We start from the raw sequence: 10,591 nt of genomic DNA on the forward strand, positions 1-10,591 counted from the left end.
CGACCTGAACCGCGACCGCACCGGAGGCGGTGCGCACTTTCCGCACGTACGCCACCGCACGAATCTACCGGTTTAGTACCCCAAATCGCCCACCACAACAAAGGAAAGTGCTGGTCAAGACGCTATGCCCCCGGAATTCCGTCGGACATGTCCAAACTCAGGTCAAAAGCCGAGATTGTTTCATTCGAGTCTCGTAGGTCGCGGTAGCGCAACGCTACGGTTTCAAACGGTGATCTGATCGTGTTGTTACTGTGACAAAACTACCCTACCGTTATCAAAGTGAAACCTGTGCTCTATGTGTATGGAGTGCTTACGGAGGGGAGTTCTACATGACCACGAGGAAATCGGCCGGGGGGCGGACAACTGCGGCTAACGGGCGCACCCGGTGGGACACCGTCGAGATCGTGGCGACCTCGGTTGTGCGTCCTGTCATCGTTACCGCGGCTGTCTTTGCCGCGGTCTTAGGGGCGGTTCCGGAAGCGCATGCCGATTCGGTCGGTGACGCGGTCGGGCCGGCTCTCAACGGTGTGGGTATCGGCAACAATGGTCCGGTGAGCAGCGCCATCGCCCAGATGGGACAGTCGATCTGCCCCATGCTGGTCAAGCCGGGCAGCAGCCTGGCCAGTGGCGCGGCCCAGATGAGCGGCCAGGGTGGCCTGGCTCCACCCATGGTGGGCTTCCTGGCCAGCATGGCGATCCAATCGCAATGTCCGGGCTTTATGACGTCGGTCGCGAACGGCAACATGCCTTTTCCGCTTCCCGGCGCCAGCGGACTGGGACTGCCGCTTGGCCTGCCAGGGATGCCCACTCCATAGCGGCTGTCGCCGGCCGCTGAACTCGCTGGTGGGTGGCTGCGGCCGTTACCGGGCGCCCGGGTTGGCGTTGGAGTCGAACAACGGCAACGCCGGACAACGGTGCTTCTTTTCCAGGGCCAGGAGTAACCTTTTGCGATCCAGCCCGCCACCGTACCCGGTGAGGCTGCCGCTGGCGCCGACCACCCGGTGGCACGGAACAATGATCGCGATTGGGTTGTGGCCGTTGGCAAGTCCCACAGCCCGGGCCGCGCCCGGAGTGCCTATCTGTGCTGCGATCTCGCCGTAGGACCGAGTCTCGCCGAACGGGATCGTCAGCAGTGCCTGCCACACCCGCCGCTGAAACTGGCTGCCCTGCAGCTCGAGGTCGAGTTCGAAATCGGTTCGCACACCGGCGAAGTAGGCGTTGAGCTGGTCGACGGCGTCGCCGAATGCCGTCGGATTCGCCGACCAGCCGGCCCGGTTCGGCTCGTGGGTTTGGTCGACCATTCTCACATTGGTCAGCGTTTGGCCGTGGCCGGCCAGGGTCAGCAGACCGATCGGGGAGTCGATGGTTCGGTAGTGCGTCATGCGGTCTCCTTGACAGGCCAGCGGTTCACCGAGTGCTCCAGCGTCGTCCATAAATGCTGTGTCGCGTAAGAACGCCACGGGCGCCATCGTCGACTTCGCGCGGTCAACTCGCGATGATCCGTGGGTAGGCCCAGTCGCGCTGTGGCCAAACGTAATCCAAGGTCGTCGACCGGGAAGGCATCAGGATCGCCCAGACCTCGCATGGCGATGATTTCGGCGGTCCACGGGCCGACCCCGGGTACTGACAGCAATTGACGGCGAGCCGCCTGCCAGTCGCAGCCGGCGTTCAGCACCACGCTGCCGTCGCCGAGCGCCGCGATGAGGCCGGTGACGGTTCGTTGTCGGGAGGCGGGAACGGCCAGCTGAGCGGGGTCGATGTCGCCGAGTTGCTCGATCGACGGAAATAGATGCGTCAGTGCGCCGTTCGCGTCGTGAATCGCATCGCCATATGCCATGACCAGCCTGCCGGCGTGGGTGCGCGCCGCCTTCATGGAGACCTGCTGACCCAGCACTGCCCGCACGGCGAGTTCAGCCTCCTCGACGGTCCGCGGAATACGCTGGCCTGGGGCGTTCGCGACCACTGGGGCCAGCACCTCATCGGAGCTCAACACGTCGATCACCGCGCCCGGGTCGGCATCGAGATCGAGCAATCGCCGGCAGCGGGCGATCGCTGACGTCACATCGCGGAAGTCGTCGAGGACCAGAACGCAGCGGACATGGTCGGTTGCCGGTGTGAGACTGACGATCCCGTTGCCGAACGGGAGCCGTAGCGTTCGCCGAAAGGCGCCGTCGCGGACCTCTTCGCACCCTGGTACCACGGCAGCGGCCAGATGGCCGAACACTCCTTCGTAGGCGAACGGGACCCGAACCTGCAGGCGCAGCGTCACCGTGCCCGGAGACGTTGCTTCTGCCGGACGACGTCCGCGGCCGGTGGCTGTGCTTCTGCGTAATTCCGTTGGTGTGCAGTCGAATACCGAACGCACGGTGTCGTTGAATTGCCGGATGCTGGAAAAGCCGGCGGCAAAAGCGATATCGCCGATGGGGAGATCTGTGGTGTCGATCAATACCCGTGCGGTCTGTGCCCGCTGGGCCCGGGCCAGGGCGAGTGGACCGGCGCCGGCCTCGTTCTGCAGCAGCCGCTGAAGTTGGCGGGTGGTGTAACCCAGCCGGGTCGCCAGGCCGGTAACGCCCTCACGGTCAACGGTGCCATCGGCGATCAGGCGCATCGCCCGCGCGACGAGGTCGTCGCGGATGTTCCACTCCGGCGAGCCGGGCGAGGCGTCGGGGCGGCACCGTTTGCACGCCCGATACCCCCCACGCTGCGCCGCGGCCGCCGTCGGATAGAAGCGCACATTGCGGGCGAACGGCGGGTGCACGGGGCAACTCGGCCGGCAATAGATCCCGGTGGTGCGCACCGCGGTGACAAACCAGCCGTCAAACCGGGTGTCCTTGGATTGCACGGCCCGGTAGCAGCGGTCGAAGTCTTCGTGCACGCTTTGACTTTTACACCCGCGTACCGACATTGCTAGCGGAAAAGCGACGTGGCCGTCGCCAGCAGAAACGCCCCCGCCGGTCTCGGGTTCACACGGTCGTCGCAGGCTTACTTCGGTGGCATCCGGATGCCACCGTCGACGCGGACCACCTCGGCGTTCATGTAGGAGTTGGTGAGCAGTTCGACGACCATGGAAGCCAACTCGTCGGGCTTGCCCAGGCGGTGCGGGAACAGCACGGACTCCCCGAGCTTGGCCTTGAACGCCTCTGAGGCCTCGCCCTCGCCGTAGATCGGGGTGTCGATCAGTCCGGGAGCGACGGTGTTGACGCGGATACCGACGGCTGAGAGGTCGCGGGCGACCGGCAGGGTCAGACCTACGACGCCGCCCTTGGACGACGAGTAGGCGGCCTGGCCGATCTGGCCGTCGAAGGCCGCCACACTGGTCATGTTGACGATCGCGCCACGCTCACCGGTCTCGGTGAAGTCGTTCTTGCTCATCTGAGTGGCCGCGATGCGGATGCAGTCGAAGGTGCCGACGAGGTTGATGTCGAGGACCTTCTTGTAGGCACCGAGGTCGTGCGCGGAGGAGAACTCACCGTCCTTGCCAATGGTGCGCTGAGCCCAGCCGATGCCGGCAGAGTTGACCAGCGCTCGCAGCGGGCCCAGGTCGGCCGCGGTCTTGACCGCGTCGATGATCTGGTCGGTGTTGGTGACGTCGACGGTGACGAAGACGCCACCGATCTCGTTGGCGAGTGCTTCGCCCTTGTCGGCCTGAAGGTCCGCTACGACGACCCGGGCACCTTTGGCGGCCAACTGACGGGCAGTCGCCGCACCGATTCCTGACGCGCCGCCGGTGACGACGGCGCTAGCTCCATTGATATCCACAGCGACATCCTATGCACGACGCAATTGCCGGATCGTTCGCCATTGCCCAGCCTCCCGGAGCGCTTCCTTCGGGTGCCGACCTGACCGAGCTAGGAGAGTGATGCCAGTTGGGTGGGATGATCGTGGCCGCGCAACGTGACGGTGTGTCCCAGCGACCAGTGGGCCCGCTCGCCATCGCTGGACGCGTTGACAGTCTCGGAGGAGGCCAGTAGCCGGTGTGGCTCGTTTTTGGCCAACGCGCACAGCCGCGCGGCCTCGTTGACCGGTTCGCCGATCACCGTGTATTCAAACCTTTCCTTGGCGCCGACATTGCCGGCCACCGCGTTGCCGGCCGTGACCCCGATGCCGGCCTTGATCTCGGGTACTTCGCTGTCCAGACGACGGGCGATAGCGCGTGCGGCACTGAGCGCCTGATCCTCGGGTCGGTCGAGATGGTTGGGAGCTCCGAAGACCGCAAGCACCGCGTCGCCCTCGAATTTGTTGACCAGCCCGTGATGACGGTCGACCTCTTCGACGATCACCGCGAAGAACCGGTTGAGCAGTTGGACGACCTCGGCGGCCGGTCGGCTCGTCACCAATTGCGTCGACCCGATGACATCGACGAAAACCACTGCGACATGGCGTTCTTCGCCACCGAGTTGCGGCATGTCGCGCTCGGCGGCGGCGGCGACTTCGCGTCCGACGTGGCGCCCGAACAAATCCCGCACCCGTTCCCGCTCGCGCAGACCGTCGACCATCGCGTTGAATCCGCGCTGCAACTCCCCGAGTTCGGTCCCGTCGAACACCACCAGATCGCCGCGTAGGTCGCCCTCTTCGACGCGTTTGAGTGCAGCCCGAACCATCCGTACCGGTGTCGCGGTCAGCCAGGCCAGGATCCACATCAGTACGAAGCCGAAAATTACTGCGGCAGTGGAGATCACCAAGATCGCGACCGCCAACTGGGTTTTGCTCAGATTGTCCAGCAGCACGCCACCCAACAGGGCGGTGACCATGATGCCGAGCATCGGGACGCCAGAACCCAGCAGCCACACGGTCAGCGTCCGGCCCATGATCCCGGGCGCCAGTCGTCGCGGCGGACCGCCCGCCTCGAGCGCCTGGGCAGCCACCGGTCGCAGCGCGAACTCGGTGAACAGATAGCACGCAGTGGACACCAGGATCCCGCATACGCTGACGCAGAAGCCGACGATCGGAATGAACGTGCTATTGGCCAAACCGTAAAGCGTTGTCAGCAAAGCGGTCCCGATCACCCACAGCACGAGGACACCGAGCGCCAGCCAGAACGGTGCGGTGAACGTCGCGCGTTCGTCGCCGGGGGTGGGTTGTCGCTCCTCGATGGACCAGCGCAGGACGCCGATGGTCCGGCGGGTGATCAAATAGGTGCCCAGACCCAGTGCGACGACACAATACGCCGGCGTGACGGCAAAGGTGATCCACAGATACTCGGCGCTGAAGACGCTCGGCTTCGGGAACGCGACAGTCAGCAGCAGCGCCGCGACGCCGATCCCGATCACGTTCGCTCCGAGAATGAATACCGTCAGGATGAGCTGGATCCGCACCCGGCGCCGGGACTGGCTCTCCGACACCTTGCCCAGCAGCCAGGATCCATAGGCCGGAGTGTCGGGCAGTCGACCGCTCTGCTGGGTGACCCGCTCCAACACGCGCCCCAGCCGCTGCGCGGTCGATCGCCTGGCCGTCATGGTGGCGTCAGCCTAGTTGCTCGGTGGGCTCGCGCTTAAGGTGTGGTGCGTGCGCCTCGTCATCGCTCGTTGCACCGTGGATTACGTCGGACGGCTGACCGCTCACTTGCCTTCGGCGCGGCGGCTGCTGCTGTTCAAGGCCGACGGCTCGGTGAGCGTGCATGCCGACGACCGCGCCTACAAGCCGCTGAACTGGATGAGCCCGCCGTGCTGGTTCTCCGAAGAGGCCGGTGACGCCTCGGTGTGGGTGGTACAGAACAAGGCCGGCGAGCAACTGCGCATCACGGTCGAGGAGATCGACCACGACTCAAGCCATGAGCTAGGGATCGACCCAGGGCTGGTCAAGGACGGTGTCGAAGCCCACTTACAGGTGCTGCTCGCCGAGCATGTCGAGTTGCTCGGAGCCGGCTACACGCTGGTGCGCCGCGAGTACATGACGCCGATCGGTCCGGTCGACCTACTGTGCCGCGACGATCAGGGGCGCTGCGTTGCGGTCGAGATCAAGCGCCGTGGTGAAATCGATGGAGTCGAGCAGCTCACCCGATACCTGGAGTTGCTCAACCGGGACAGTCTGCTGGCGCCGGTGAGCGGGGTCTTTGCGGCCCAGCAGATCAAGCCGCAGGCGAAAACCTTGGCAACCGATCGCGGGATTCGTTGTCTGACATTGGATTACGACAAAATGCGGGGCATGGATTCCGACGAGTTCCGGTTGTTCTGAGCTGCCTCACTAGACTGCGGTCATGTCTCGGCGCCGCAGTTCAGCGCGTCGGCAGCAGCCACCTCCGCCGCTGCCCGCTCCGCGTCGGGTGGAGACCGGGCCGGGCGGCCACCACTACGAGGTGCGGTCGATAGCCGCTGCGCGGGCTCTCAAAACCTATCGCTGCCCGGGCTGCGATCACGAAATACGACCAGGCACAGCCCATGTGGTGGTGTGGCTGGCCAACTGCGGCGAGGCGGCGGTTGACGATCGACGGCATTGGCACACCCCGTGCTGGGCAAACCGCGCAACGCGCGCGCCGACCCGAAAGTGGTCTTAGGCTTAGGCTTAGGCGGTGTCGTCGGCAGGCTCGACCAGTTCGACAAGCACGCCGCCGGCGTCCTTGGGGTGGATGAAGTTGATCCGCGAGTTCGCTGTGCCGCGCCGGGGCACGTCGTAGAGCAACCGGATGTCCTGGTCGCGCAGGCGCTTGGTGAGCGCGTCGAGGTCGCTGACCCGGTAGGCGATCTGCTGGATGCCGGGGCCGCGCTTGTCGAGGAACTTGGCGATTGCCGACGAGTCGTCGATGGGTGCCATCAGTTGAACCTGAGCGCTACCGACCGCGGCGCCGCGCACCGAGAGCATCGCCTCGCGAATTCCTTGATCGTCGTTGATTTCCTCGTGCAGCACGATCATGCCGAGGTGGTCGTGGTACCACGCGATCGCGTCGTCGAGGTCGGGCACCGCGATGCCGACGTGGTCGACCGCTGTCACCAGAGCGGTGCCGAGTACTCGACGGGTGTCAACTTGATCGGTGGTCATCACGTAACGGTAACCTGACCGTGAAGAATCCGCCCTTCCCGATCTTGTCGATCGGCCCCTGGACCACGCTGTGGAGGTAGTCATGACGACATCGGTGATCGTTGCTGGAGCACGGACGCCAGTCGGCAAGTTGATGGGTTCGCTGAAGGATTTCAGCGCCAGCGATCTGGGCGCCATCGCGATCAGGGGCGCGCTGGAGAAGGCGAACATCCCGGCCACGCTGGTGCAGTACGTGATCATGGGCCAGGTGCTGACCGCGGGGGCCGGCCAGATGCCGGCCCGGCAATCCGCCGTCGCCGCCGGCATCGGCTGGGACGTGCCGGCCCTGACCATCAACAAGATGTGTCTGTCCGGTATCGACGCCATCGCTCTGGCCGATCAGCTCATTCGGGCCGGCGAGTTCGACGTGGTGGTGGCCGGTGGCCAGGAGTCCATGAGCAAGGCCCCGCACCTGCTGATGGACAGCCGCTCGGGCTACAAGTACGGCGACGTCACGGTCCGTGACCACATGGCCTACGACGGCTTGTACGACGTGTTCACCGACCAGCCGATGGGTGCGCTCACCGAGCAGCGCAACGAGGTCGACAAGTTCACCCGCGCCCAGCAGGACGAGTTCGCGGCGCGGTCGCATCAACGGGCCGCCGCGGCATGGAAAGACGGTGTTTTCGCCGACGAGGTGGTCCCGGTGAGCATTCCGCAGCGCAAGGGCGACCCGCTGCAGTTCGCCGAGGATGAGGGCATCCGGGCCAACACCACCGCCGAGTCGCTTGCCGGGCTCAAACCGACATTCCGCAAGGACGGCACCATCACCGCCGGGTCGGCGTCGCAGATCTCCGACGGCGCGGCCGCGGTCGTGGTGATGAACAAGGACAAGGCAGTGGAGTTGGGCCTGAACTGGCTGGTCGAGATCGGCGCCCACGGCGTGGTGGCCGGCCCGGACTCGACGCTGCAATCGCAGCCCGCCAACGCGATCAAGAAGGCTCTTCTGCGGGAAGGTATCTCCGTCGGTCAGCTCGACGTCATCGAGATCAACGAGGCGTTCTCGGCGGTCGCGCTGGCCTCGATGCAGGAGCTCGGTGTGGACCCCGAGATCGTCAACGTCAACGGCGGCGCGATCGCGATCGGTCACCCGCTCGGCATGTCCGGGGCCCGCATCGCGCTGCACACCGCACTCGAATTGGCCCGCCGCGGGTCTGGATACGGCGTTGCTGCGCTGTGCGGAGCCGGTGGCCAGGGCGACGCCCTGATCTTCCGCGCTGGCTAGTTACCGGCCAGTACGGTTTGTGGCCGGCCCGGTTGGACAGGCGTCCAGAAGTTTGCTGGAGCTGCATGACGCTCGGCTCGACCAACTCTGATGTGATGTTGCCCATAGCGCCGTCTCAACCGGATGAAACGCACCTGCGGCGCCGTGCCAGACTTGATCGCGTGAGCCGTCCACGCCCCTCGATCGGACCTGCGTTGTCTGGCGCGGTCGATCTTTCTGCCCTGAAGCAACCCCCTCCTGCCAGTGGAGGCAGTCGCGGGGACGGGTCGAGCGCGTCGTCCGCCGGTATCGAGGTCAACGAAACCAACTTCGAAGACGAGGTATTGCTGCGCTCCAACCAGGTGCCGGTCGTGGTGCTGTTGTGGTCGCCGCGCAGCGAGGTCTGTCTGCAGTTGGCCGACATCCTGGCCGGCCTGGCCGCCGAGGACAACGGCAAATGGGCGCTGGCCACCGTCAACGTCGATGTGGCTCCACGGGTGGCGCAGATCTTCGGCGTCGAGGTGGTTCCCACCGTCGTGGCGTTGGCCGCCGGACAACCGCTCTCCAGCTTCCAAGGTGCCCAGCCGCCGGAGCAGTTACGCCGCTGGGTCGACTCGCTGCTGTCGGCGACCGCCGGAAAGCTCAGCGGTGCAGCCGGTCCCGACGAGCCCACAGCGGTGGATCCGGCGCTGGCGCAGGCCCGTCAGCAGTTGGAGGACAACGACCTCGGCGCGGCGCTGAACTCCTATCAGGCGATCCTCGACGACGACCCCAACAACGACGAGGCTAAAGGCGCGGTACGCCAAATCGCGTTTCTGATGCGCGCCACCGCCCACGGACCGGAAGTGATCGCGGCTGCCGATGCCGCACCGACCGACATCGAGGCCGCTTTCGCCGCAGCCGACGTTCAGCTGCTCAGCCAGGATGCGGCCGGGGCATTCGACCGACTGGTGGCGCTGGTGCGGCGAACATCCGGTGACGAGCGGACGTCGGTGCGTACCCGACTGATCGAGCTGTTCGAGTTGTTCGACGCGGCAGACCCAGAGGTCATTGCCGGTCGACGCAATCTCGCGAATGCGTTGTACTAGAGTCCTATTCGGGCGCCAGCCATAGCGCCGACATCGGCGGCAGCGCTAACACCGCCGAAGCCGGGCGGCCGTGCCACGGATCGTCGGTGGCGTCGAGTCCCCCCAGGTTTCCGATCCCGGCGCCGTTGTAATCGGTGGCGTCGGTGTTGAGCACCTCACGCCACCGTCCGGCCTTGGGCAGGCCCAGCCGATAGCCGCTGTGTTCGGCGCCGGCGAAGTTGAACACGCATGCCATCATCGAGCCGTCGTTGCCATAGCGCAGAAAGCTCAACACGTTGTTGGCCGAGTCGTTGGCGTCGATCCAGGAGTAGCCCTCCGGCTTGATGTCTTGGCTCCACAGCGCCGACGACTTCCGATACACCGCGTTGAGATCATGAACCAGCCGCGATATTCCGTTGGAGAAGCCGTGCTCGTCGAGCTGGAACCAATCCAGCCCGCGTTCTTCGGACCATTCCGCCCGCTGACCGAAATCCTGCCCCATGAACAGCAACTGCTTGCCCGGGTGGGCCCACTGGTAGGCCAGCAGGCTGCGCAGTCCGGCGGCTTTCATGTGGTCGTTGCCGGGCATTCGCTCCCACAGCGTGCCCTTGCCATGCACGACCTCGTCATGGCTGATCGGCAGCACGAAGTTCTCGCTGTAGGCGTAGAGCATCGAAAACGTGATCGCGTGATGGTGGTAGCTGCGGTAGATCGGATCACGGCCGATGTAGTCGAGCGTGTCGTGCATCCAGCCCATGTTCCACTTCATCGAGAAGCCAAGGCCACCAACGGTAGTCGGGCGCGTGACGCCCGGCCAAGACGTCGACTCCTCGGCGATGGTGACGATACCGGGCGCTGCTTTGTGCGCGGTGGCGTTCATCTCCTGCAGGAACTGCACGGCCTCCAGATTCTCCCGGCCGCCGTGGATGTTCGGTGTCCACCCCCCTTCGGGGCGTGAGTAATCCAGGTACAGCATCGAGGCGACGGCGTCCACCCGCAGGCCGTCGACGTGGTACTCCTGGAGCCAGTACAGCGCGTTGGCGACCAGGAAGTTGCGGACCTCGGCGCGGCCGAAATCGAACACGTAAGTACCCCAGTCGAGTTGCTCGCCGCGACGCGGGTCGGAGTGTTCGTAGAGCGGTGTCCCGTCGAATCGGCCCAGCGCCCAGGCGTCTTTGGGGAAGTGGGCAGGCACCCAATCGACGATCACGCCGATGCCGGCCTGGTGTAGCGCGTCGATCAGCCCCCGCAACTCGTCGGGCGTGCCAAAGCGGGACGACGGCGCGTAGTACGAGGTGACCTGGTA

At 65.4% G+C, this 10,591-nt stretch carries 11 protein-coding genes; 5 read left to right on the top strand and 6 right to left on the bottom strand.

What is annotated here, in order from left to right; all coding sequences use genetic code 11:
• Positions 1-329: 329 nt before the first annotated feature.
• Positions 330-815, top strand: a complete 486-nt coding sequence (locus AC2VOG_RS12890) for a DUF732 domain-containing protein (RefSeq protein ID WP_486940289.1) — start codon at positions 330-332, stop codon at positions 813-815.
• 45 nt (positions 816-860) lie between these two features.
• On the opposite strand, the gene AC2VOG_RS12895 is transcribed toward AC2VOG_RS12890, so the two are convergent.
• From AC2VOG_RS12895 to AC2VOG_RS12910, 4 genes are all read right to left on the bottom strand, one after another.
• A complete protein-coding gene (locus AC2VOG_RS12895) occupies positions 861-1,382 on the bottom strand; it encodes a methylated-DNA--[protein]-cysteine S-methyltransferase (protein ID WP_486940290.1) in 522 nt (173 codons plus the stop codon).
• A complete protein-coding gene (locus AC2VOG_RS12900) occupies positions 1,379-2,875 on the bottom strand; it encodes an AlkA N-terminal domain-containing protein (RefSeq protein WP_486940291.1) in 1,497 nt (498 codons plus the stop codon). The genes AC2VOG_RS12895 and AC2VOG_RS12900 overlap by 4 nt, the downstream gene beginning before the upstream one ends.
• Positions 2,876-2,982: 107 nt before the next feature.
• On the bottom strand, positions 2,983-3,759 hold the full coding sequence (locus AC2VOG_RS12905; RefSeq protein WP_486940292.1) for an SDR family NAD(P)-dependent oxidoreductase: 777 nt from the start codon (positions 3,757-3,759) through the stop codon (positions 2,983-2,985).
• 89 nt (positions 3,760-3,848) lie between these two features.
• Complete coding sequence (locus AC2VOG_RS12910; RefSeq protein ID WP_486940293.1) at positions 3,849-5,456, bottom strand: adenylate/guanylate cyclase domain-containing protein; 1,608 nt, start codon at positions 5,454-5,456, stop codon at positions 3,849-3,851.
• A 49-nt stretch (positions 5,457-5,505) separates the two neighbouring features.
• Here AC2VOG_RS12910 and nucS point away from each other — a divergent pair, with 49 nt between their 5' ends.
• Together nucS and AC2VOG_RS12920 are read left to right on the top strand one after the other, a co-directional pair.
• Complete coding sequence (gene nucS / locus AC2VOG_RS12915) at positions 5,506-6,174, top strand: endonuclease NucS (RefSeq protein WP_486940294.1); 669 nt, start codon at positions 5,506-5,508, stop codon at positions 6,172-6,174.
• A 22-nt stretch (positions 6,175-6,196) separates the two neighbouring features.
• Positions 6,197-6,493: a hypothetical protein gene (locus tag AC2VOG_RS12920; protein WP_486940295.1), complete on the top strand. Its 297-nt coding sequence runs from the start codon at positions 6,197-6,199 to the stop codon at positions 6,491-6,493.
• 8 nt (positions 6,494-6,501) lie between these two features.
• Here AC2VOG_RS12920 and mce read toward each other — a convergent pair whose 3' ends face one another.
• Positions 6,502-6,978: a methylmalonyl-CoA epimerase gene (mce, locus tag AC2VOG_RS12925; RefSeq protein ID WP_486940296.1), complete on the bottom strand. Its 477-nt coding sequence runs from the start codon at positions 6,976-6,978 to the stop codon at positions 6,502-6,504.
• Between the two features lie 79 nt (positions 6,979-7,057).
• Between mce and AC2VOG_RS12930 the strand changes: the two genes are divergently transcribed.
• Positions 7,058-8,239, top strand: a complete 1,182-nt coding sequence (locus tag AC2VOG_RS12930; RefSeq protein WP_486940297.1) for an acetyl-CoA C-acetyltransferase — start codon at positions 7,058-7,060, stop codon at positions 8,237-8,239.
• A 161-nt stretch (positions 8,240-8,400) separates the two neighbouring features.
• On the top strand, positions 8,401-9,306 hold the full coding sequence (locus AC2VOG_RS12935) for a co-chaperone YbbN (RefSeq protein WP_486940298.1): 906 nt from the start codon (positions 8,401-8,403) through the stop codon (positions 9,304-9,306).
• Between the two features lie 4 nt (positions 9,307-9,310).
• Here AC2VOG_RS12935 and glgB read toward each other — a convergent pair.
• A partial coding sequence (gene glgB / locus AC2VOG_RS12940) for a 1,4-alpha-glucan branching enzyme (protein ID WP_486940299.1) occupies positions 9,311-10,591 on the bottom strand: 1,281 nt, incomplete at its 5' end.

This window comes from Mycobacterium sp. TH-M11 (assembly GCF_057473725.1).